Raw genomic sequence first — 22,529 nt, forward strand, 5'->3', positions numbered from 1 at the left:
CGCTTTTACCGATTTTTCTACTGCCTTGCTGGACTGATCAGCACAACGGTCGACTCACCGACAGCCCTCATGATGCGTGGCAAACACCCTGGCTGAAAATAATGGGGATGTGGTGAAGCGAGAGCCAGAACAGGCCCTCGCTGTTTGCCGTCAAAGTCAGCGCTTGAGTTTGCGCTTGTTGCGGTATTGGTCGATGACCACCGCGACCACGATGATCAAGCCTTTGATGATGTCCTGAATATAGGCATCGACCCCGACGAACGTGAATCCACTGGCCATCACTCCAAGAATCAATGCACCGATGACGGTGCCGGTGATGCGCCCCACCCCGCCCGCCAGGCTGGTTCCGCCAATGACCGCTGCGGCAATGGCATCCAGCTCATAGGACATGCCCATCCCCGCCTGCCCGGTGGCGGCGCGGGCCGAAGCCACCACGCCCGCCAATCCTGCCAGCAACCCGGCGATGCTGTAGACGATGACCAGATGGCGTTTGACGTTAATACCGGACGTACGCGCCGCCTGCATGTTGCCGCCGATGGCGTAGGTGTATTTGCCGTACTTGGTGTAGCGCAGTGCGATGTGGAAAATCACCGCGACCACCAGAAAGATGATCACCGGCATCGCGCCGTTACCGATGGCCGTGTAGGAGTCCGACAGCATGCTGATCGGCTGGCCTTCGGTGTAGTAACGCGCCAGGCCACGGGCCGAGACCATCATGCCCAAGGTGGCAATGAACGGTGGAATTCCGGTGATGGCGATGATGCTGCCATTGATTGCCCCCGCCAACAGCCCGACGCCGAGCCCGACAATCACCGGAATCCACACCGGCAAGTCGGTCAGCGACGGGAATACCGCCCGAGAGAAATCCGAGGTCTGTGCCAGGCTGGCCGCAATCATCGCCGATAAGGCCAGCACCGATCCCGACGACAGGTCGATGCCGGTGGTGATGATCACCTGGGTTACGCCAATCGCCAGCAGGCCGATGATCGACACTTGCAGAATCATCAGCACCAAACGCTGGGAGTTCATCAGGAAGCTCTGGTCGCGCACGATCCAGCCGAACACTTCGAACACCAGGCCGATACCAATCAGCACCAGGAAGATGCTCAGCTCGGTCGGAAAGCGCCGGCGATTCTTGGCCGGCGCCGCTGCCGGTTTGTTTTCCAGTATCGCGTTCATAACTACTCACCCTTCTATCGCGTCGACGACGCTGGCCGTGCCAGCGTCAGCATTCATTAGTGAACGGCGGACATGCCCGAGGCCAGTTGCATCACTCGCTCCTGAGTCGCTTCGCGGCGGTCGAGGGTGCCCATCAGGTCGCCCTCGTGCATGACCATCACGCGGTCGCTCATGCCGAGCACTTCCGGCAGTTCCGAAGAAATCATGATCACCGCCATGCCTTCGCTGGCGAGATAGGCGATAAGCCGGTAAATCTCGGCCTTGGCGCCGACATCGATACCGCGGGTCGGCTCGTCGAGAATCAGGATGCGCGGATTGGTCATCAGCCACCGCGCCAACAGGGCTTTCTGCTGATTACCACCGGACAAGGTATCGATGCACTGCTCCAGTGACGGGGTTTTCACCCGTAGCTTCTTGCACATGTCTTCGCACAAGGCGCGCAGGGCTTTTTGCTGGATAAATCCGCGGCCGGCGTAATGCGGCAGTACTGCCATTTCCATGTTTTCCAGTACTGACAGGCACGGGAACAGACCGCTGAGCTTGCGATCCTCGGTCAACAGCGCGAAGCCCTTCTCGATTGCCATGTGGGGGTCGCTGATGCGCACCACTTCGCCATCGAGACGAATCTCGCCACTGTCGCTTGGGGTAATGCCGAAAATCGCTTCGGCAACGTTGGTCCGCCCCGAGCCCATCAGCCCGGCGATGCCGAGGATCTCGCCGGCGTGCAGGTCGAAGGAAACATCCTTGAAAATGCCGTCCAGTTTAAGGTCGCGCACCGACAGCAACAGATCGCCGATCGGCTTTTCGCGTACCGGGAACAACTGGCTCAACTCGCGACCGACCATCATCGAAATCAGGCTATCGCTGTCCATGCTGTCGGCCCGTTGCAGGCCTATGTAGGCGCCATCGCGGAACACCGCCACTTCATCGGCGATAGCGAACACTTCGTTCATTTTGTGGGTGATGTAGATAATGCCTTTGCCCTGGCTTTTCAGGTCGGCAATGATCGAAAAGAGGTGGGCAACTTCCTTGTCGGTGATGGCCGAGGTCGGTTCGTCCATGATCAAGATGTCGGAATCGTAGGACACCGCTTTGGCGATCTCGACCATCTGCCGTTCGGCGATGCTCAGGTTGCCGACCTGCTCTTGCGGATCGAGATTGATCCGCAAGCGTTCGAGCAATTTCGCCGTGCAGCGGTGCATTTCCCGGTGATCGACCATGCGAAAGCCGTTGAGCTGCTCACGGCCGATCCAGATATTTTCGGCGATGCTCATGTGCGGCATCAGGTTGAGTTCCTGGTGGATCATCGCGATCCCGGCCTGAAGCGCTGACAGTGGTGTTTGGAAGACCACCGGCTTGCCCCTCAGGCGCAGTTCACCGGCGTCCGGCTGATAGATGCCGGCAATGATTTTCATCAGGGTGGATTTGCCAGCGCCGTTTTCACCCATCAGGGCCAGCACAGAACCTGGGCGTACCCGAAGCTGCACATCGGCCAAGGCAACCACACCGGGAAATCCCTTGCTGACGTTGACGATCTCCAGCAGGTACGGCTCATCGGCAGGTGTTGCAGTTGGCTGGATACCCACTAACGGGGTGCTCGAAGCAGTCGCTGAAGCGAACATGATCAGGTACTCCATCAGCAAGGTCGCGGTGGCAACCTTGCGTATTTATTGTTGTTATTGAACGGACGGGCTATTTGAACGTGTCGACGTTTTGCGGGGTGATCAAGCGGTATGGCACCCACACGGACTGTTCAACCGGCTCGTTTTTGGCCATTTTCACGGCGGTGTCGATCGAACCGTCGGCCTGTCCCTTGGCGTCCTGAAACACCGAGACGGCCAAGGCGCCCTTCTTCACTGCGTTCAAGCCGTCCGGCGTACCGTCGACACCGGCAATCAGCACGCTACCCTTTTTGACGCCTGCCTGTTGCAGGGCCATGGCCGCGCCAATCGCCATCTCATCGTTGTTGGACACGACCGCGTCAAACTTGCGGCCCTGGGTCAGCCAGTCGTTGACCAGGGTCATGCCTTTATCCCGCGACCAGATACCTGTCTGCTCTTGCTCGATCTTGATGTCCGGGTATTTGGCCAAAACTTCTTTGACGCCCTTGGTGCGGTTAGTGGTGGAGTTGTTCGCGAGGTCGCCGAGCAGAATCACGATGTTGCCCTTGCCGCCCATTTTGTCGGCCAGGTACTGCATCTGCATTTCACCGGCCTCCAGATCGTTGGAGGCGACCGTGACGACACCTTTGGGCAGCTTCAGGTCATCGGGGCGGCGGTTGACGTAGACCAGCGGGATACCGGCCTTGACGGCGGCTTCGGTGATTTTACGGGTGGCGGCGGTATCCACCGGATTGACCACGATGGCATCGACCTTCTGGCTGATGAAGTTTTCGACCTGACTCAATTGCTTGACCACGTCGCTGCGGGCGTCTTCGAATTGCAGCTCTACGCCATCGGGGTAGGACTTGGCTTTCGTGTCCATGGATTCGCGCAGGTAGGTCAGCCAGGTGTCATCGAATTGGGACATGCTGACGCCGATCTTCATATCGGCGAGCGCCGCGCCACTGGCGAACATCAGCGACAAGGCAAGTGAGGCAAAGCGGATCTTGGTCTTCATGAAAAGTCTTTCTCCACATTCTTGTTGGTTTTATGGATGAGGCGTGACGATTTCAGTAAGCAGGCAAGCGGGAAAAGGGTTTAAACAGGTGGCGAGGCAGGTCGCTGAAAACGACTTTATTGGAAAATAATTTCCATATCAACTCATTTTAGAATTTTATTCTGATTTGATTCCATAGCTCTCTAACAGGCTCAATTCCACCACTTGATGCCGCTCGGCGCTCAGTCGCGCAGCGTCCAGCACGCGGGTGGTCGCCAGTGCATCACGGGCGTCCACAGGCAGTGGGCCACCGCTCTGCAACGCGGTTTGTAGCTGTAAATAGAACTGATTCCAGCAACCGCGCTCGGAGGGCACCCGTTCGCGCACCTCGCCCTGTTCGAACCAGCCCCAGCGGCGATGTTCTTCCACACCCCAGCGCTCACCTTCGGATTTCGGCGAGAGCCCGGCGAGTGCCGAGGCTTCTTGCCCGTCCAGACCATCGACGCTGTAACAACCGTGGGTGCCGGTCACCCGAAAGCGCGGGCCGGGGGTGTTTTGCAGGCAACTGCCGCCCAGGTGTGAGGTCACGCCACTGACATGGGTCAGGGCCATAAAGAAGCCGTTATCGAAGACCTGGCCTTTTTCCAGGTAATCCAGTTCGGCGTAAACCCGTGTCACCGGACCAAACAACAGCAACGCCTGATCGACCAGATGGCTGCCCAAGTCGCGAAGAAAACCACCACCACTGCCGTTGTTCACCGCCAGTGGTGAGTAACGTTCGATCCGCGATTGGAAACGGGTGACTTGGCCCAACGCACCGGATTCGATGAGTTTGCGCACGGTCAGGAAGTCCGAGTCCCAGCGACGGTTCTGATAGACGCTGAGCGGCACGCCTTGGCGCTCGGCCATGGTAATCAGGGTTTGCGCTTGCTGCGCATCAGCGGCAAACGGTTTGTCGCTGACCACCGCCACTCCGTGTTCGATGCCATCAAGCACCAACGCCGGACGGCCCTTGAGCGGCGTGGACACCACCAGCACATCGATCCCGGCCTCCACCAGTTGGCCGATGCTGTCGAACGCTGGCACCCCTGGGTGTTCTGCCGCCAGCAACTGTCGGCGTTCCGGTGAACGGGTGACCACACCCACGAACGTCGCCGCCGGCAAACTGCTGATCAGCGGAGCATGGAAAAACCGGCCGCCATGGCCGTAACCGACAAGTCCGATCCGCATGTGTGCATTCCTTCTTATTGTTATGTAACCGCTCACTGGACACACGCCGTCCTTGTGGCAGCGGGTTTGCTCGCGAAGGCGGCGGACACGTCAATATTGATGTCGGCTGACACAGCGCTTTCGCCAGCAAGCCCGCTCCCACAGGCGATCATCGTTAGCCGTAGAAATGTGGGCGGTCTGGCAGACCGACTTTGACGATCGCCCCGCTGCTCTGCGCCTCGATGCACGCGTCTGCGGCGACGGCAGCGGCGAAGCCATCCCACGCTGACGGGCCACCCACCTGCCCGGCGCGCACGCCATCGATGAATGCCTGCAACTCAACGTCATACGCCGCGATAAACCGATCCTTCCAGTCCATCAGAATCGCGTTGGACAACTTCGCCCCGCTGCGCAACTGCACCTGGGACGGCTCGGGCAACCTGGCGATGCCGGTCTCCCCCACCACTTCGCACTGGATGTCGTAGCCGTATTGGCAGTTGACGAACACTTCCACGTCGATGCGCGTGCCCTTGGCGGTTTCCAGCAGCACGATCTGCGGGTCTCTCAAATGCGCGAGGGCCTTGCTGCTCTTGCGCGGGAACACCACCTGCACCGACACGTAATCGTCGTCGAGCAACCAGCGCAACACGTCCAGTTCATGGATCAGGGTGTCGGTGATCGCCATGTCGGTCTTGTAGTTTTCACCCACGCTCGGGTTGCGATGCGCGCAGTGCAACATCAAGGGCTCACCAATCTGACCGCTGTCGATCACGGCTTTGAGTGCCCGATAACCTTCGTCATAGGGGCGCATGAAACCGACCTGTACCAGGCGTTTACCGTGGGCCACTTCGGCCTCGACGATGTTGCGGCAACCTTGAGCGGTGACCGCCAGCGGCTTCTCGCAGAACACCGGTTTACCCGCCGCAATCGCCGCCAGCACGAACGCTTCATGGCTCGGGCCCCAAGAGGTGACGAGGATTGCTTCGACCTCCGGTGCCTTGATCAGCGCATGGCCGTCGGGATAGACCTCAGCGGTCAGTTTCAAGTCGGAAACGACCTTCGCGGCTTGCTGCAAATTGATGTCGGTTACAGCAACGACCTGGCTATTGAGCAGGGTCTGGCTGCAACGACGGATATGGTCCTGGCCGATCGCCCCGGTACCGATGACGCCGATCCGCAGTGAATGAGAGAGCAATGACATGAAGATTCTCCGGTGAAAATTTGTTGTGGTATCAGGGGCAATCAGTACTGACGGGCCTTGGCCAGTCGTTCATTCAGGGTCTTGGCCACCGCATCGGTGCGGGCGCTGGTGGAGACTTGCGCCACGCCGACCCGCCACCACGAGAGGTATTTGTGAATCATGGTTTTGGGTAGAACCTTGATATCGATCAGCGTCGACACCGTCTGCAAACGCGCATCGGCCAATGCGCTTCGCAGCTCTTCGACCGTGCTCACTTTGTAGGTCTTGCAACCATAAGCCGCCGCGCTCATGGCGAAATCCACCGGCACGAAACCGCCGTCGAGCTTGCCGGTTTGCGGGTTGCGGAACCGCAACTCAGTGCCGAAGCTGTCCATGCCGTGTTCCATCTGCAGGTTGTTGATGCAACCGAAAGTCATGTTGTCGAACAGCACCACGTTGATCTTGCGGCGCTCCTGGATCGAGGTCGCCAGTTCGGAATGCAGCATCATGTAAGAGCCGTCACCGACCAGCGCATAGACCTCGCGCTCAGGCTCGGCAAGTTTCACGCCCAGTGCGGCATTGACCTCGTAACCCATGCAGGAATAGCCGTACTCGACGTGATAAGTGTTCACGCCCTTGCTGCGCCAACTGCGCTGCAAGTCACCGGGCAGGCTGCCGGCGGCGGCGACGATCACCGCGTCATCGGCCAGGGTTTCATTGAGCACGCCAAGCACACGGCTCTGGGTCAGGCAGGAGCCGGTCAGCTCGATGAATTCGCGCAGCACCGCCGGGTCCATGTGATCGTTGATTTCCGGGATAAAGTCCTGGCTCTGGTATTCGACCTGATAGAGACGGTCGACTTCCTCGTCCAGTTGCACCTTGGCCTGTCGCGGTTGATCGCCCCACGCAGAACGGTAATCGCCCAAGGCTTGAGCCAGGGCTTGCAAGCCAACTTTGGCGTCCGCCAGCAGTTGCACGCCGTCGAGCTTCAGGGCATCACAAGGACTGATGTTGAGGTTGAGAAATTGCACGTCCGGATGCTGAAACAGGGATTTCGAGGCGGTGGTGAAATCGCTGTAGCGGGTGCCGACACCGATGATCAGGTCCGCGTCTTTGGCCAGCAAGTTCGCCGCCAGACAGCCGGTTTCACCGATCCCGCCAACGTTCAGCGGGTGACTGGACACCACCGCACTCTTGCCGGCCTGGGTTTCGGCGAAGGGAATGTCGAAGCGCTCGGCCAACGCCTGCAAGGCGCCATTGGCACCCGAGTATTTGACCCCGCCACCGCAAATGATCAGCGGCTTGCGCTTGCCTTTGAACAGCGCCAGCGCATCACCGAGCATCGCCTCGGTCGCCGGACGACGCTCGATGCGGTGCACGCGTTTTTGCAGGAAGTAATCGGGATAGTCGTAGGCCTCGGCCTGCACGTCTTGCGGCAAGGCCAGGGTCACTGCGCCGGTTTCGGCAGGATCGGTCAGCACACGCATGGCGTGGATCGCCGCCGTCATGAGTTGTTCGGGGCGGTTGATGCGGTCCCAGTATTTGCTCACGGCCTTGAACGCATCGTTGGTGCTGATGCTCAGGTCGTGGAACTGCTCGATCTGTTGCAACACCGGGTCCGGCTGGCGGCAGGCATACACGTCGCCGGGCAACAACAGCAAGGGAATGCGGTTGGCCGTCGCCGTCGCCGCGGCGGTCAGCATGTTGGCTGCACCAGGGCCTACCGATGAAGAGCAAGCGTAGATCTTGCGCCGCTGGTGCTGCTTGGCAAAACCGATGGCCGCGTGGGCCATGCCTTGCTCATTGCGCCCCTGATGGACGATCAGGTCGCCGCTGTCCTGCTCCAGCGCCTGGCCCAGACCCAGCACGTTGCCGTGGCCGAAAATGGTAAAGATCCCGGCCACGAACTTGCTTTGGACCCCATCGACCTCGATGTACTGGTTATCGAGGAATTTCACCAGGGCCTGGGCCATGGTCAGTCTTGTTGTGTTCATCGCCGCACCTTTTATGAAGGCAAATCCAATCTAATGGGGGATTTCCATTAACCTTGAGTTCTTTGCAGGTGATCCATGCTCGCGCCGATCGCCTGCTGGATATCCGCCAGACCATGGACGCTGTCGGCAAAAGGCTCGAACGACAGGTAGCCGCTGTAACCACTGCTGAGCAAGGTGTCGACTTGCGCCGCGTTGCCAAGGATGTCGCCCTCGCCCACCAGCACCCGGTGGCCGTCGCGAATGGACGCCAAAGGCGCCTCGGCATCCTCGACACCGGAGATGTGCACCAGTCCGGTCAGCTCGGGAAAGAATTCATGTTCGCCGGCCAAGTAATGGTGAAAGGTGTCGTGCACCAGACGAAACACATCCAGCCCGCCGATGGCCTTGATCGCGTCCACCGCCGTACGCTTGCGGCGCAGCGAGCACTCTTCGAAACCCAGCGGTTCAATGAAACCGAGGATGCCGTGTTCGCGCAGGATCGGCGCCAGTTCAGTCAACGCCGTGCGCAAACCCGAAGCGCGTGCAGCCTCATTGCGCGGGTCAGCACGGTCGTTGAGCGGACACATGACCAACCCTTGAGCACCACAATCACGGGCATAAGCAGCCAGCTTCAAGGCCTGTGCACGGCGCTCGTCATTCCACACATCAAACGGATACAGCGCGTTGATCGACAGCACGGTAATGCCTTGGGCGGTGCACAACTCACGGACGCGCTCGGGGGCGGTGCCGTCTTCGATCTCGACGCCTTTAAGGTCGTTGCGAATTTCGATGGCGTCGGCCTTGAGGGCCGCCGCCAGGTCGATGAACGCCGGCAGGGACAAGCGTGGGGCGACCATACGGTTCAGGGCGAAACGCAGGGGTTTGCTCATTATTGTTGTTCTCCGCACAGGTGAATCAGTTGGCCGTTGGCATGCTGAATTCCGGGCCGTTGGCGATACTGTCGGGCCAGCGCTGCATCACGCTTTTGTAGCGACTGTAGAAGCGAATGCCCTCTTCGCCGTAAGCATGGTGATCACCAAACAACGAGCGTTTCCAGCCACCGAAAGAATGCCAGGCCATCGGCACCGGAATCGGCACATTGATACCGACCATGCCGACCTTGATGGTGCGGGCGAAGGCTCGGGCGATGCCACCGTCGCGGGTGAAACAGGACACGCCGTTGCCGAATTCGTGGGCGTTGATCAACGCGACGGCGCTGGCGAAATCCGGCACCCGCACGATGCCCAGCACCGGGCCGAAAATTTCCTGTTGGTAGATGCTCATTTGCGTCGTGACGTTGTCGAACAGCGTCGCGCCGACGAAGAAGCCGTTCTCGGCGCCCGGCACCTTGAAGTTTCGGCCGTCGACGATCAGTCGTGCGCCCTGAGCCACGCCTTCGTCGATAAACCCTTCGACTTTGGCCTTGTGCTCGGCGGTCACCAACGGCCCCATGTCGCTGTCGCCCTTCAGGCCGTTGCCGACTTTCAGTTGATCGATACGCGGCAGCAGTCTGGCAATCAGTGGGTCACCGACATCGCCCACCACCACGGCAATCGAAATCGCCATGCAGCGCTCGCCAGCCGAGCCGTAGGCCGCGCCGATCAAGGCATCTGCCGCTTGATCCAGGTCGGCGTCGGGCATGACGATCATGTGATTTTTCGCCCCGCCCAGTGCCTGCACACGCTTGCCCCGGGAGGTGGCTTGCTGGTGGATGTACTCGGCAATCGGCGTCGAGCCAACAAAGGAAATCGCCTCGATGTCCGGGTGTTGCAACAATGCGTCCACCGCTGTCTTGTCGCCCTGGACCACGTTGAACACGCCGTCGGGCAAACCGGCTTCGCTCAACAGTCGGGCCATCAGCACGCTGGCGGACGGATCACGCTCGGACGGTTTGAGGATGAAGCAGTTACCGGTGATCAGCGCCAGCGGGATCATCCACAGCGGCACCATCACCGGGAAGTTGAACGGCGTGACGCCGGCACACACGCCCAGCGGCTGACGCAGGTTCCAGTTGTCGATGCCGCCGCCGATGTTGTCGCTGAAATCGGTTTTCAGCAGGTTCGGCGCTCCACAGGCGTACTCGACGATCTCGATACCCCGGGTGACTTCGCCCTTGGCGTCCGAAAACACTTTGCCGTGTTCGCGGCTGATGATTTCTGCCAGTTCATCGTGATGCTGGTCGAGCAGTTCCTTGAACTTGAACATCACCCGCGAACGGCGCAGGGATGATTGTTCGGACCAGGCCGGGAAGGCTTTCAGGGCCGAAGCAACGGCTGCGTCGACGGTTTTCTGGCTGGCCAGCCCGACGCGCGCCTGGACGCTGCCGGTGGCCGGGTTGAAAACATTGCTGAAGCGTTCGCTGTGGCTGTCTTGCACTTGACCGTGAATGTAATGGCCGATGACCGGGGCGTCGCTCATGGATCGTGTTCTCCGTGCAGAGGTTGGAATTCGGGCTTTTCAGTTCACAGATCAAGCAGCCAACTGTGCTGCGGATCGTTGTGGAACTGCCAGACGCGTTTCGGGCCGGCCATGACATTCAGGTAATACGACTCATAGCCGTACGGCACACTCACCGGGTGATAACCCTTGGGCACGACAACAAGGTCGCTGTTTTCTACGGCCATGGCCTGATCGATGCTGCGATCGTCGGTGTAGACCCGCTGGAACACGAAGCCCTGGGGCGGGTTGATCTGGTGGTAATAGGTTTCTTCCAGAAAACTCTGGTGCGGCAAATCGTCGGTGTCGTGCTTGTGCGGCGGGTAGCTCGACGAGTGACCCGACGGCGTACGCACTTCCACCACCAGCAGCGAATGGGCCGGTTCGGTGTCCGGCAGAATGTCGCAGACATAACGGGTGTTGGCGCCTTTACCACGCACGCTGCGTTTCATGGAGTCGGGTTGGATCAGCCGTGGACCGAGGCCATTGCCCGCGGAACCGGGGGCGGCGCACACGGCGATTTGTGCTTCGCTGAGCGCGACCACTTGCGCCTGACTGCCGGGTGGCAAATACGCGGCGAACGGAGATTTGTCTTCGAACACCGACTGACGATCGCCGAGGTTGTCCCAGTCGAACGCGCCCTGCCCCGGCGCTTCGCCCTTGATGCTGACCCGGCCGCTGAGCAGCACCAGGCACAGTTCTTTATCACCGGCAGACACTGGCAGGGTCTCGCCCAGACTCAAGCGGTACGCGGCGAAACCGACGTACTCCAACTCATCTTTACCCAGCTCGACCATGGTCCGGCCACGGGCATTGCTTTTGACCAGCAGGCTCATCATGCAGTCCTCTCGTCGAGCAGCGTGCGCAGGGTGTCGTAGCCTTTTTTGGCGTAGACATAACTCGGCGCCACCGCGGGGTCCTGTTCGGCTTCGACCACCAGCCAGCCTTGGTAATCAGCGGCCAGCAGCACATCGAGCAAGGCGCCGAAGTTGATATCGCCATCGCCGGGCACCGTGAACGTGCCGTTGATGATGCAGTCCGGGAAACTCCACAGGTTGTTGCGCGCCAGTTGCACCACCGGTTTGCGCACGTCCTTGAAATGCACATGGCAGATGCGTTCGATGTGTTTGCCCAGCACCTTCAGGGGGTCGCCGCCCCCCATGTAGCAATGGCCCGAATCGAACAGCAAACCGACCTCACTGCCGGTCAGCGCCATCAGCTTGTCGATGTCGGCCGGGGACTCGACGTAGGCGCCCATGTGATGGTGATAGGCCAGACGAACGCCTTGGGACAGGGTGAAGCGTGCCAGTTCGGTGAGTTTGTCGGCGTATTCCTGCCAGGCGTGTTCGGTGTGAAAACGCGGGCGTTCAACCAGCGGAATGTATTGGCCTTGAATGGAGTCGGCGACTTCGCCGTACACCAGCACCTTGGCGCCGTTTTTCGCCAACAGTTCGACATGGCTGCCGATGGCGTCGATTTCTTCGGCCACCGAACGGCGGGCCAGACGACTGGAATACCAGCCGGACACCAGCGCCAGGTCGTACGGACGCAGTACATCGCCGACACCCTTGGCGTCTTTGGGGAACTTGCCGTTGAGTTCGAAACCTTCGTAGCCGATTTCCTTGCCTTCGCTCAATGCGGTGCTCAGCGGCGTCTCGCCCCCGAGGGACGGCAAGTCATCGTTGCTCCAGGAGATCGGGTTGATGCCAATTCGAATAGCGGGCATGGCTGCACCTTTTATTGTTTTTACCTATCTGTAAGACCGACGCTCCCACAGGGGATTTGCGTCAACCCGTCAGGCCCGGGCTGTGCGCCAGGCATCGATCAGTTCGACAAACGTGTCCTGCACCTGGCGGATCAGCGCTTGATCGTCGATTTCACCCGCCATCCACGCGCGGCTCGGCTCTTGGAAAATCGTCCGGCCCACGGCAAAACCACGGCAGGTCTGGCTCTGGCTGGCCTGTTGAAACCCTTTGGCCAGGGCTGCTGTCGGCGCATTCAGCCCCAGCAACACCACGCCTCGGCAATACGGATCACGCGCCTGAATCAGTTCGTCGAGTTGCTTCCACTCCTGGGCGCTCTGCGCTTCGATTTTCCACCAGGCCGGATAAATACCCAGGTTGTAGAGCCGTTTGAGGGCGCGATACAACACGTCTGGATGGGGCGAGGGATGATCAGTGGGTGGGATGATTTCCAGCAGCAGTTCATGACCGCTGACCAGGGATGCCTGATACAAACCCTTGATCTGCGCTTCCTGCTCCAGTCGCAGCAACGGCTCGTCGTCGGGGTGGAATTGCACCAGGCACTTGATGATTTGCTCCTGCGGCCAGGCGATCAGGTTGCTGCCGATGGAGCGACCATGCTCGAAAGCCAATGGACGCGAACCTTGCACTTCCACCGGTCGCGCCACCCACCAGCCACGGCCAGTGGCAGCGTTCAGCGAGTCCTGGCCAAAGCGTTGATCGGCCAGCAGCCCGACATCGGCCTCGATGCCTTGCTTGTGCAAATCAGCTTCGACCCGCTCCACGGCTTTGATAAAGAGTTGCTTGAGTTCGCCAATCGCGCTCAGGTCGCGACCGCCCTTGTGCGCCAGTTCCACCAATTGCCCGCGATGGTCGAAAGCAAAAATGAACAGTTGCTTCCATTGTTTGCGCGGCACGCTGACCTGATGCAGGCGTTGCAACACCCCATCCTGATCCGGCCGGGTAATCGGCACCGGGCTGTTGAACAGATATTCGAGTTCGGCGCGGGTCGGCATGGCCGGGGCGCAAGCGTGGCGTGAAACCACGAGACCACCACAGGCATTGGCCAACTGACAGCAGCGCTCGTCGCTCGCATCCTCCAGCCAACCACTGAGGAAGCCCGACATAAAGGCGTCGCCGGCACCCAGCACATTGAGCACCTCCACGCGCACGCCTGGATAAATGGCGCCGTCTTCGAGACGAGCCGGGATCACGCCATCAATCACCGTGCAACCTTGCGGGCCGAGCTTGACCACCAACGTTGCTGCGCTCAGCCGGCGTACATTGCGTAATGCCGTGAGCAAATCCTCGGAGCCGCCAGCCATCAGAAACTCCTCTTCAGTGCCGACGATCAGGTCAAAACGCGGGAGGATTTTTTGCACGTGCTGACTGACGCTCTGATCGGCGACGAAGCGTGTTTCCCCGTCAGCCTTGCCGGCCAGCCCCCAGAGCACTGGGCGATAGTCGATGTCCAGCACCCGTTTGACGTTGTGTTTCTCGGCATGATCCAGCGTCTGGATGCTCGCCTTGTAGACGCCATCGGTGGAGAAGTGGGTGCCGGTAATCAGCAAGGCTTTGCTGGAAGCGATGAAGGCTTCGCTGATGTCTTCAGCCCGCAACGCCATGTCGGCGCAGTTTTCGCGGTAGAAGACCAATGGAAAGGTTTCGCGATCCTTGAGGCCCAGCAGGACCATGGCGGTCAGGCGCTCTGGATCGACTTTGATGCCACTGACATCACAACCTTCGCGGGCCAGGGATTGCACCAGGAAGCGGCCCATATGGTCGTCACCGACCCGGCTCAACATCGCCGACTTGAGGCCCAATCGAGCCGTACCGAAAGCGATGTTGGCGGACGATCCACCGAGGTACTTGGCGAAACTTGAAACATCTTCCAACCGCGCGCCGACTTGCTGCGCATAGAGGTCGACGCCAAGGCGCCCCAGGCAAATCAGATCCAACTGACGTCCACTGGCAAAACGAGTCTGGCCCATGCTGGCTCCTGTTATTTTTATCAGCCTGTGCTCAGGACGATGACCGCGCCGAACACTCTTGGTGGATGCAGACTAAAACGACCGGGACCGAACAATCAATAATTATTCCAAATAATTTTTATGTGGAATATTTTTTCCAACATACTCCTGTACAAGCGTTCCAGAGGTCGTGGATCGTTTCAGCACGCTGCGCACGACTGCAAGCTCAAGATTTTGTTCTTGCCTACCCTGTAGACTGCGCATTGCAAACCTATTGCCAGGGGACGAGGTGAAAAATCGTCCCTATAAGAACAGCCTGAAGGATTCCCTATGTCCCGCACCGATCAGCCGGCTACGACCGAGAGCACGCTCGAGAGTGATCTCACCAGCCCCCCGATCAATGCCGAGCGTCTGTTGCAGCTGATCACCAATGAATACGACAGCCTGCCGCGCCAGCTCAAACGCATCGCCAGTTACATGAGCCAGCAAAGCGACCGGATCATGGTCGACCGCATCAGCGACATTGCCCGCGAGTGCGAAGTGCACCCGTCGGCCATCGTGCGGTTTTCCCAGCGTTTCGGCTTCAGTGGCTTCAGCGAAATGCAGGCGTTGTTCCGCGAGGCGTATACCCACAAAACCACGCCGGTGCAGAACTACCAGCAGCGCATTCGCAGCATGATCGCCAACAAATCGCAGAAAGCCAGCGGCGGCGACCTGGCGCGCGAGTGCATCAACGCAACCCTGTCGGGCATCGAACGACTGGGAATGGAGCTCGATGACCTGGCCTTCGACAAGGCCGTGGACATGGTGGTGAATGCGGACAACATCTACGTGGTCGGCGTGCGCCGTTCGTTCGCGGTAGCCGATTACCTGGTCTACAACCTGCAACACACCAACAAACGAATCCACCTGGTCTCGGGGCTCGGCGGCAGCTATCGCGAGCAAATGCGCAGCGTGCGCGCCAATGACCTGGTGATCGCTATCAGCTTCACGCCATACGGCAAGGAAACTCAGCATTGCCTGCGTATCGCCCAGCATCAACAGGCGAAAACCCTGATCATCACCGACAGCAATCTCTCGCCCTTGGCCAAGCGCGCCAACACCCTGCTGCTGGTCAACGAAGGCAGTTCATTTGCGTTCCGCTCATTGAGTGCGACCCTGTGCCTGTGCCAGGCGCTGTTTATCGCCGTGGCGTATCGACTGGAGTTGAAGGTCGATGATATTCACGAGCAGGTCGGGTTCGAAGACTGATCCAGGAGCGGCGTTACGGCTGCACGCGTAGCGCCCTCCCTCCCCCATCGCTGGCAGCGGCCGCGCACTCGCTTGTAAATATTTATTCCATTTATTTGCAGGAAAGAATAATTATTCTATAAGCTGATTCTCTGAAAACAAGAATTTAGAGGATCCTGCCATGCGCGAACTCGGAATCGGACTGATCGGCACAGGCTTCATGGGCCGCGCCCACGCCTTGGCCTTTCGCAACGTCAGTGCGGCCTTCGAACTGCCCTTCACACTGCGCCTGGCCGCCCTGGCGGACGCCGATCACGTTCGTGCGCAAGCCTGCGCCACTGCCTGGGGCTTTGAGCAGGCCTATGGCGATTGGCAGCCATTGATCGACGATCCCAAAGTAAACCTGATCGCCATCACCACGCCCAACCACCTGCACTACCCGATGGCCATGTCCGCTATCGCCGCAGGCAAGGCTGTGTACTGCGAAAAACCGCTGGCGGTTAACCTTGAACAGGCCAATGCCATGCACCTGGCGGCCAAGCATGCCGGCGTCGTCACCCGTGTCGGCTACAACTACCAGCACAACCCGATCATCGGGCTGGCGCGGGAGTTGATTCAGAGCGGCAGACTGGGCGAGATCATCAGTTTTCAAGGCGAATTCAGCGAAGACTTCATGGCCGATCCCGCGTCCCCCTGGTCATGGCGCTGTGAAGCCGAACATGCCGGTGGCGCATTAGCGGATCTGGGTAGCCACTTGCTGGGCATGGCGCGCTACCTGCTGGGCAATGTCGAAGCGGTCTGCGCCGACTCCCAGACCGTGCACCGCCAGCGCCCCACCACCGCCGGTAGTCAGCAACAACGCACAATTGCCGTCGACGATCAGACGCATGCATTGCTGCGCTTCGCCAGCGGCGCGCGTGGAACCTTCAGCAGCAGTTGGCTCAAGCATGGCTACAAGAACCACCTGAGCTTCGAGATCAGTGGCACACACGGAACCCTGACGTTCGACCAGGAGCGCTTGAATGAGTTACGCCTGTGCCGTGCAGGCCAGGACGGTTTCCAGCGTTTACTGGCCGGGCCGACCCTGCCCGGTTACGCAGCGTTCAGTCCGGCGCCGGGGCATCAGTTGGGCTACAACGAGTTGAAGACGCTGGAAGTCCATGAGCTGATCATGGCCCTGGCCGGCCAAGGACAAGCCGGCACTGATTTCGAACAAGCACTGGAAGTCGAGCGATTGGCGACAGCCATTCGAATGGCGGCGCGGGAACAGCGCTGGGTCAATGTCGGCGAGGTCTGATGCGGACAAGGGTGGACGCAGGACGGATGCCGGGCGCTGGATCGTGCAGAGATTCTGTCATCCGCGCCCTCAGCGCATACAGGCCGGTTTGCAGCGCAGAGATCACCTCAGTCAGGCCGACGAAGCTACCGGGGTAAGGGATACTGGTTTTCTCGGTGAGCTGAGCGTTCGCAGTGGATGGATTTCTCATGGGTCCGGTCCTTTGTTACAGCACGGCGTTGGCGATACCGAATGAAATGGCCTCTATGAGGTTGAACGGCAAGAATTTCCGCTGAGGGAGCAGATTTTCAAGAATGAATACGAACTCGGAAATCATGTTTTTTAAAGTTTTCGTGTCGTTTCCTTTTTTTTATCGCACTCGAAACGTTTCAGCGCAACCGCTGGAGCTGCAACGGGATGCACCAACCTGTCCAAGGGGCATGGCGCCAGGCCTTGTGGTCTGGGGGTTTATGCGTTTCAAAAAAAATAAAACTTATCGTTAAAAAAATCATGAAACCTCACTGCACGCCGAGCGAAAGCGCGTGATCTCCCAGTTCCATCGACAGACGCAAGCAGTCTGAATAGATGGCCATGCCGTTCACTTCAAACATCGATTGATGTTCCGACTGCACGGCCAGCGTCCTTGATTCCGGCGTCTCGTACATGCTATTGCTAAAAAACGACTAGCCAATTCGCAGGAAGTTATCAAGCCGTATGCATGGAGTCACACACATCAATCGCCAGTCCGGCCCACCGTATGCATCCCTGATTGCGCACTGTGGGCCTTACGTCAAACACTACTTGAATGTAGCCACAGGGTCCGTTATTCAGCGCTCCACACACTCCGCTTCACACTGCCTGCGAACTCGCTTTTCTGGCAGCTACGCCTATAGGCGCCATCGTTACGTCCCTCCGCCTGCCCTTCTGATCGATAGTCACTGAACCGGCGCCACCTCGTTGTGGTTCGTCACGGTGAGTTCTGCTCGCCTGGTTTTTTTTATCTGAATTCATCACTCACTTGAGTGAAACACAGACCGGTCGGCATCCAGCCTCAAACGGCGTCAACTTCGGGTCACGACAGAATGCTGCCGCAGCGCCTCCTGCACGAGGTTGACCGGTTGTGAGCGTTCCCACGTTACAAGGAGCATCAGCCAATGATTTTTTTCCAGGGGAAGAGAATACTCAGCGCCATCTTCGATATGGATGGCACCATGTTTGACACTGAGCGCCTGCGCTTCAGAACCCTCAAACAGGCATCCAACGAAATTTTCGGCAAGCCGCTCAGCGAGCAAACCTTGATCGGCTCACTGGGCCTGAGCGCGAAGAAGGCCGAAGCGCTCGCGAAGGCGCACAACGGTGAAGATTTCCCCTACGCGCAGATCCGCCAGCGGGCCGATGAGCTAGAACTGGAGTACGTGCGTGATCACGGCGTCCCCATCAAAGCGGGCTTGCTGGAGGTGCTGGAGCGGTTGCGCAAATGCGGCCTGACCATGGCAGTCGCCACCTCAAGCCGCCGAGCCATCGCCGAGGAATACCTGATCAATGCCAACGTGCTCAAGTACTTCGACATCACCGTGTGTGGCGATGAAGTCAGCCAGGGCAAGCCCCATCCCGAGATTTTCCTGCGCGCAGCCAGCGCCCTCAATTGCGCGCCTGGCAGTTGCTTCATGGTCGAAGACTCTGAAAACGGCCTGCTGTCGGCGATCCGTGCCGAAGGGCAACCGATCCTGATCGAAGACATCAAGCCACCTGCCACTGAGGTCAAAGCCGGCGCGCTCAAGGCTTACGGCAGCATGCACGAGTTTCTCGCCGACATCAGCGAGTGCATTCCCCACCTGGGCACACCTGAACTGAGCGAGCCTTTCCCCCAGGCGCTGAACCAGTTTCGCGTGGGTATTCATGGCTTTGGTGCGATCGGTGGTGGCTACTTGACGCAAGTGTTCTCCCACTGGGACGGCTACACCCGGCCCTGTGAAATCATTGCCGCGACCCGCTCGCGGATGCTGCGCGAGACGGTCGACGCCTTCGGTCGGTTCAGCGTGCGTTACGGTGCCACGTCCTTCGACCAGACCATCGAAAACCTCAGAATGATCGATATGGACGACGCCGAAGCGGTGATCGACATGTATGACGCCGCTGAAATCGTTGGTCTCAGCCTGCCTGAGCAAGCCATCCGCAAACAAGCTGGGGTGATCGCCAAGGGACTGCTGCGACGCTTTGAACGCCGCGGCCGCGAACTAACCATTTTGATCGTGTTGAACAAAGTGGGTGGCGCCGCCTTCGTTCGCCGACACGTCGAAGCGGAATTGGCGCTGCTGTGCTCGGCGGACCTCTGTCAGCAGATCCTGAACAAGACCCACTTTGCCGAAACCGTTGTCAGCCGAATCGTCTCCAAGATCAGCAAAGATGCCCTGCTGCGACAACTGCGAATCAAGTCGCAAATGTTCCAGAACAGCATGGACGAGGAACCGAGCATGGCACCCAGGCTTGCCACTCCGGTACCGGAATACGAACGGCTGATTGGTCGCTTTCGCCCGTTCGCCCAGTCCAGCAGCGCACTTAACCAGATGCATCTGATCCTGTTCAACAGCGAGCCGGATATGCCTCTGTATGTGGAACGCGGCAGCGATCTGCTGGAGCGACTGCGCCAAGTGAAAACCGTAGATGACATTGCCCAGATCCAGGTCATCAAGAATCGCCTTTGGAACGGTCCTCACGCGATTATTGCCTGGTATGCCAGCCTGCTGGGATATTCGTGGGTGGGCCAAGGCATGGGGGACTCGCGTGTAAGCGCTTTGGCCGAGCGGCTGATCCGCCAGGAGGTTGCTCCCGCCCTGTTGGCAGACAATGCGCAGATGAACGAGGCGGTCGCCGCGTTTGCTCAAACCTTTTTGGAGCGCTGCAAGACTTCCTTCAAGGACCCTTGCGCACGTGTAGGCCGCGACCCCCTGCGCAAATTGCAGCGCAACGAGCGCATTCTGAGCAGCATTGATCTCGCCAGAAAACACGGGATCGAAACGCCCGCCCTCGAGTTCGGTGCCGCACTGGCCATTCATTACGCCCTGCGCTCGACCGACAGCAAGGAACAGGAGTGCCTTGGGATAAGGAAACTTTACGATGAAAGTGGCAGTGTCGAAAAAGTGCTGACGCATACAGGGGACTACAACGGCAGGCCGTATCCAGGACTGGACGGGCTTGATGATGCAGCGCTGGTAGAGTCGATTTCGGAGCATTTTCATCAGCTCCTGGAACCTGACTCGGCTCACTGGGGATGGCCGTTTGAGGCTGGATCGCAGCCGCACGTGTCGTAACTTCGCAGCAGAGGCCTGCACGATTTAACCCTGTCTCTGAGAGCTGCTGTAGCTTTTCGGCCTTTGCAACATAGCCATCTGGCCATCGTTGATGCGTGCAGTTCTCGGGGATGGACGAATGGCGCTTGCAAGGCCGTGCCGGCACCTCGTCTTCCCTTTGTTCGGTGTGCTCTTGGTAAAGGTAAAACCACCATGAAATGGACCGCCCCCCGCAAAATCCTACCGGCCCCGGCGGCTATCAGACTTGATGAGGATACCTTGTCGGTCCTGGAGGACTACCGTATTGCCAAAAAGGCTTGGCTGGATGCATCAGACGACGCGCCGGATATGAAAGAGCTAGAGCACGCGTTTCATTATGCAGCGGCCGAGTTCGCGAGTTGGGTTGACGCCGAGATTGATTTTCAACTGGAACTCGCCGGGCGAACGTTACCAGTACCCAGCGATTCGCCAGGCCCGGGATGCATTCATTGCATGGCGCATGAGCAGGACGTGTGACAACCGAATCCTACTGCCTCAGCATTTCACAGGACGGTACCACGTCAGCCTGACGAGAACCGCCCGAGCCTCTCTGCGAGAGCGCGCTATCGCGGTGTTTCCTTCCACACTCCTGATGGAAAGCGACGGACACAACGGCAACCAAGGGAGCAATGAGTGCGGCCAGAGAAAAACCTTCGCCCCGCTCACCCTGGGTATGCATCCATAAGGATTCATGACCTAAAGCACACGTTTGGTCGACGACTGCGCACAGCTGTGCCGTAGCACAGCTCGAGCGTCTGAGGATGAATATACGTTCATCGAAAACAGGGTTCTATGCGTCTAGTCTGCGGGTTCCGACATAGTGACTACAGGAGTAAACCACCATGTTCTCGCATGAAAGCGTCCCGCTGATCATCATCTTCATCATCATGCTGCTTGGCGTGCTTACCGCCATCCTCCATCCGGTACATGCGTTCATTACCAGAGTTCGGAGGCGCAGAGACAGATCATCCACCGAGACAATTAAAGAGATGGATACGCGCTGAACTGTTGCCGAGAAACTCGACTACCTGCTGCGCGGCGCTAGCCAGATGCTGTTCATGGGTAAAACCTGAAGCTTTCAACGGCTTCAAATCATGATCCCCGGCCGCCAGCCACGTCACCTCGATACTCGGTGACAAGGTGTAAGCCTCGACAGCTTCCCGATTGCCAAGCGCATCGCGCTCCCCCTGAACAATCAAAGTCCGCGTCTTCAAAGACGCCAAATGCTCAACCCGAGGTTTCTCCGGCTTCCCCACCGCATAAAACGGATAACCCAAACAGACCAACGCATCGGCACCCAATTCGTCGGCCAATAGACTCGCCATCCGCCCCCCCATCGACTTCCCGCCAATGGCCAAAACCCCAGCGACATGACGTCGCACTTCAACGAACACCTCGCGCCAGCACTCCAGCAATTTCCCCGCAGGATTGGGCGGCCGCTTACCCCCATCAACCCGTCGCTGCGCCATATACGGAAACTCAAAGCGCAACACGTTGACCCCAAGTGCAGCAAGGCGCCGAGCCATGTCCGTCATCCAGTCACTGTCCATCGGCGCACCAGCACCGTGGGCCAGGATCAACGTCGCCGAAGCCTCGCCCGACGCGGCGTCCCACAGCCATCCATGCTCGCGCGCACACTGCGCCCATTGATCCCCGTCAATACTGGCCTTGTGCTGTTTGTCCATGCTTGCCTCGCTTTTAGTCTGCCTATAACTCCAGGCGAAGGATTCGCGGCGATTGTTGCTCGCGCTCACTTCGGCTGAACCGTGGATGGGGAACCATGAACACTTCTATCAGTACCGCCTACAACTACAAGGTGGTCCGCCAATTCGCCATTATGACGGTGGTCTGGGGCATCGTCGGCATGGGCCTCGGGGTTTTTCTCGCCGCCCAATTGGTCTGGCCTGAACTCAACTTCAATTTGCCCTGGACCAGTTTCGGCCGTCTGCGCCCGCTGCACACCAACGCGGTGATCTTCGCCTTCGGTGGCTGCGCGCTGTTCGCCAGTTCGTTCTACTCGGTGCAACGTACCTGCCAGACTCAACTGTTTGCGCCGAAAATCGCCGCGTTCTGCTTCTGGGGCTGGCAACTGGTGATCCTGCTGGCGGCGATCAGCCTGCCGTTGGGTTACACCAGTTCCAAGGAATACGCCGAGCTGGAATGGCCGATCGACATTCTGATCACCATCGTCTGGGTGGCCTACGCCATCGTGTTCTTCGGCACGATCATGCAGCGCAAGACCAAGCACATTTATGTTGGCAACTGGTTCTTCGGTGCGTTCATCATCACCGTGGCAATCCTGCACATCGTCAACAACCTATCCCCTGCTTCTCAGCCTGCCACAGCCGCAAACAGAAAAGATTCTGCTTGAGCGCCTTAAGAAGTTGGGGGTGGATGTCGAGTGGAA

Annotated in this window: 17 protein-coding genes and 1 pseudogene; 5 read left to right on the top strand and 13 right to left on the bottom strand. The window is 59.0% G+C overall.

From position 1 onward, the window contains the following. Positions 1-156: 156 nt before the first annotated feature. The 11 genes from ACIOWA_RS19650 to iolC form a co-directional block, all read right to left on the bottom strand. Positions 157-1,179: an ABC transporter permease gene (locus ACIOWA_RS19650; RefSeq protein ID WP_339432553.1), complete on the bottom strand. Its 1,023-nt coding sequence runs from the start codon at positions 1,177-1,179 to the stop codon at positions 157-159. Between the two features lie 56 nt (positions 1,180-1,235). After that, positions 1,236-2,801: a sugar ABC transporter ATP-binding protein gene (locus ACIOWA_RS19655; protein WP_339432555.1), complete on the bottom strand. Its 1,566-nt coding sequence runs from the start codon at positions 2,799-2,801 to the stop codon at positions 1,236-1,238. A 70-nt stretch (positions 2,802-2,871) separates the two neighbouring features. Next, positions 2,872-3,798, bottom strand: a complete 927-nt coding sequence (locus ACIOWA_RS19660) for a sugar ABC transporter substrate-binding protein (protein WP_401161466.1) — start codon at positions 3,796-3,798, stop codon at positions 2,872-2,874. Positions 3,799-3,954: 156 nt separating this feature from the next. Then, positions 3,955-5,007: a Gfo/Idh/MocA family protein gene (locus ACIOWA_RS19665; protein ID WP_401161468.1), complete on the bottom strand. Its 1,053-nt coding sequence runs from the start codon at positions 5,005-5,007 to the stop codon at positions 3,955-3,957. Positions 5,008-5,161: 154 nt separating this feature from the next. Next, positions 5,162-6,187 carry a Gfo/Idh/MocA family oxidoreductase gene (locus ACIOWA_RS19670; protein WP_339432558.1) on the bottom strand — a complete coding sequence of 342 codons (1,026 nt, stop codon included), beginning with the start codon at positions 6,185-6,187 and terminating at the stop codon, positions 5,162-5,164. 41 nt (positions 6,188-6,228) lie between these two features. Next, entirely contained in the window at positions 6,229-8,160 is a 1,932-nt protein-coding gene (iolD, locus tag ACIOWA_RS19675) for a 3D-(3,5/4)-trihydroxycyclohexane-1,2-dione acylhydrolase (decyclizing) (protein WP_339465675.1), read from the bottom strand. Between the two features lie 47 nt (positions 8,161-8,207). Next, positions 8,208-9,029, bottom strand: coding sequence for a TIM barrel protein (locus ACIOWA_RS19680; RefSeq protein ID WP_339465676.1), 822 nt, complete (start codon positions 9,027-9,029; stop codon positions 8,208-8,210). A gap of 25 nt (positions 9,030-9,054) precedes the next feature. Then, a complete protein-coding gene (locus ACIOWA_RS19685) occupies positions 9,055-10,557 on the bottom strand; it encodes a CoA-acylating methylmalonate-semialdehyde dehydrogenase (RefSeq protein WP_401161471.1) in 1,503 nt (500 codons plus the stop codon). 44 nt (positions 10,558-10,601) lie between these two features. After that, positions 10,602-11,411: a 5-deoxy-glucuronate isomerase gene (gene iolB, locus ACIOWA_RS19690; RefSeq protein ID WP_339465679.1), complete on the bottom strand. Its 810-nt coding sequence runs from the start codon at positions 11,409-11,411 to the stop codon at positions 10,602-10,604. After that, complete coding sequence (gene iolE, locus ACIOWA_RS19695; protein ID WP_401161473.1) at positions 11,411-12,301, bottom strand: myo-inosose-2 dehydratase; 891 nt, start codon at positions 12,299-12,301, stop codon at positions 11,411-11,413. The genes iolB and iolE overlap by 1 nt, the downstream gene beginning before the upstream one ends. A 69-nt stretch (positions 12,302-12,370) precedes the next feature. Then, positions 12,371-14,308: a 5-dehydro-2-deoxygluconokinase gene (gene iolC / locus ACIOWA_RS19700; RefSeq protein WP_401161475.1), complete on the bottom strand. Its 1,938-nt coding sequence runs from the start codon at positions 14,306-14,308 to the stop codon at positions 12,371-12,373. Between the two features lie 309 nt (positions 14,309-14,617). Between iolC and ACIOWA_RS19705 the strand changes: the two genes are divergently transcribed. Continuing rightward, positions 14,618-15,538 carry a MurR/RpiR family transcriptional regulator gene (locus tag ACIOWA_RS19705; RefSeq protein ID WP_339432565.1) on the top strand — a complete coding sequence of 307 codons (921 nt, stop codon included), beginning with the start codon at positions 14,618-14,620 and terminating at the stop codon, positions 15,536-15,538. A gap of 160 nt (positions 15,539-15,698) precedes the next feature. After that, complete coding sequence (locus ACIOWA_RS19710) at positions 15,699-16,814, top strand: Gfo/Idh/MocA family protein (protein WP_401161477.1); 1,116 nt, start codon at positions 15,699-15,701, stop codon at positions 16,812-16,814. 497 nt (positions 16,815-17,311) lie between these two features. Here the strand turns inward: ACIOWA_RS19710 and ACIOWA_RS19715 are convergent, their stop codons facing one another. Further along, positions 17,312-17,458 (bottom strand): hypothetical protein, encoded by a 147-nt coding sequence (locus ACIOWA_RS19715; RefSeq protein ID WP_339538856.1) that lies wholly within the window; start codon positions 17,456-17,458, stop codon positions 17,312-17,314. A gap of 489 nt (positions 17,459-17,947) precedes the next feature. Here ACIOWA_RS19715 and mtlD point away from each other — a divergent pair, with 489 nt between their 5' ends. Then, positions 17,948-20,104, top strand: a complete 2,157-nt coding sequence (gene mtlD, locus ACIOWA_RS19720) for a bifunctional mannitol-1-phosphate dehydrogenase/phosphatase (RefSeq protein ID WP_401161480.1) — start codon at positions 17,948-17,950, stop codon at positions 20,102-20,104. A gap of 192 nt (positions 20,105-20,296) precedes the next feature. Beyond that, entirely contained in the window at positions 20,297-20,599 is a 303-nt protein-coding gene (locus tag ACIOWA_RS19725) for a hypothetical protein (protein ID WP_339432568.1), read from the top strand. 488 nt (positions 20,600-21,087) lie between these two features. Here the strand turns inward: ACIOWA_RS19725 and ACIOWA_RS19730 are convergent, their stop codons facing one another. Further along, positions 21,088-21,807, bottom strand: a complete 720-nt coding sequence (locus ACIOWA_RS19730) for an alpha/beta family hydrolase (RefSeq protein WP_339538855.1) — start codon at positions 21,805-21,807, stop codon at positions 21,088-21,090. 95 nt (positions 21,808-21,902) lie between these two features. On the opposite strand from ACIOWA_RS19730, the pseudogene ACIOWA_RS19735 reads away from it, so the two are divergent. Beyond that, positions 21,903-22,442, top strand: a pseudogene (locus ACIOWA_RS19735) (cbb3-type cytochrome c oxidase subunit I); the annotation flags it as partial. Between the last annotated feature and the right edge of the window lie 87 nt (positions 22,443-22,529).

The organism is Pseudomonas sp. NPDC087614 (genome assembly GCF_044743485.1).
Taxonomy (GTDB): Bacteria; Pseudomonadota; Gammaproteobacteria; order Pseudomonadales; family Pseudomonadaceae; genus Aquipseudomonas; species Aquipseudomonas baetica_A.

Bases quoted from the DNA above. Each gene is read 5' to 3' on its own strand.
- ACIOWA_RS19650 (WP_339432553.1), bottom strand. From the start codon at position 1,179: ATGAACGCGATACTGGAAAACAAACCGGCAGCGGCGCCGGCCAAGAAT.
- ACIOWA_RS19655 (WP_339432555.1), bottom strand. From the start codon at position 2,801: ATGTTCGCTTCAGCGACTGCTTCGAGCACCCCGTTAGTGGGTATCCAG.
- ACIOWA_RS19660 (WP_401161466.1), bottom strand. From the start codon at position 3,798: ATGAAGACCAAGATCCGCTTTGCCTCACTTGCCTTGTCGCTGATGTTC.
- ACIOWA_RS19665 (WP_401161468.1), bottom strand. From the start codon at position 5,007: ATGCGGATCGGACTTGTCGGTTACGGCCATGGCGGCCGGTTTTTCCAT.
- ACIOWA_RS19670 (WP_339432558.1), bottom strand. From the start codon at position 6,187: ATGTCATTGCTCTCTCATTCACTGCGGATCGGCGTCATCGGTACCGGG.
- iolD (WP_339465675.1), bottom strand. From the start codon at position 8,160: ATGAACACAACAAGACTGACCATGGCCCAGGCCCTGGTGAAATTCCTC.
- ACIOWA_RS19680 (WP_339465676.1), bottom strand. From the start codon at position 9,029: ATGAGCAAACCCCTGCGTTTCGCCCTGAACCGTATGGTCGCCCCACGC.
- ACIOWA_RS19685 (WP_401161471.1), bottom strand. From the start codon at position 10,557: ATGAGCGACGCCCCGGTCATCGGCCATTACATTCACGGTCAAGTGCAA.
- iolB (WP_339465679.1), bottom strand. From the start codon at position 11,411: ATGAGCCTGCTGGTCAAAAGCAATGCCCGTGGCCGGACCATGGTCGAG.
- iolE (WP_401161473.1), bottom strand. From the start codon at position 12,301: ATGCCCGCTATTCGAATTGGCATCAACCCGATCTCCTGGAGCAACGAT.
- iolC (WP_401161475.1), bottom strand. From the start codon at position 14,308: ATGGGCCAGACTCGTTTTGCCAGTGGACGTCAGTTGGATCTGATTTGC.
- ACIOWA_RS19705 (WP_339432565.1), top strand. From the start codon at position 14,618: ATGTCCCGCACCGATCAGCCGGCTACGACCGAGAGCACGCTCGAGAGT.
- ACIOWA_RS19710 (WP_401161477.1), top strand. From the start codon at position 15,699: ATGCGCGAACTCGGAATCGGACTGATCGGCACAGGCTTCATGGGCCGC.
- ACIOWA_RS19715 (WP_339538856.1), bottom strand. From the start codon at position 17,458: ATGTACGAGACGCCGGAATCAAGGACGCTGGCCGTGCAGTCGGAACAT.
- mtlD (WP_401161480.1), top strand. From the start codon at position 17,948: ATGATTTTTTTCCAGGGGAAGAGAATACTCAGCGCCATCTTCGATATG.
- ACIOWA_RS19725 (WP_339432568.1), top strand. From the start codon at position 20,297: ATGAAATGGACCGCCCCCCGCAAAATCCTACCGGCCCCGGCGGCTATC.
- ACIOWA_RS19730 (WP_339538855.1), bottom strand. From the start codon at position 21,807: ATGGACAAACAGCACAAGGCCAGTATTGACGGGGATCAATGGGCGCAG.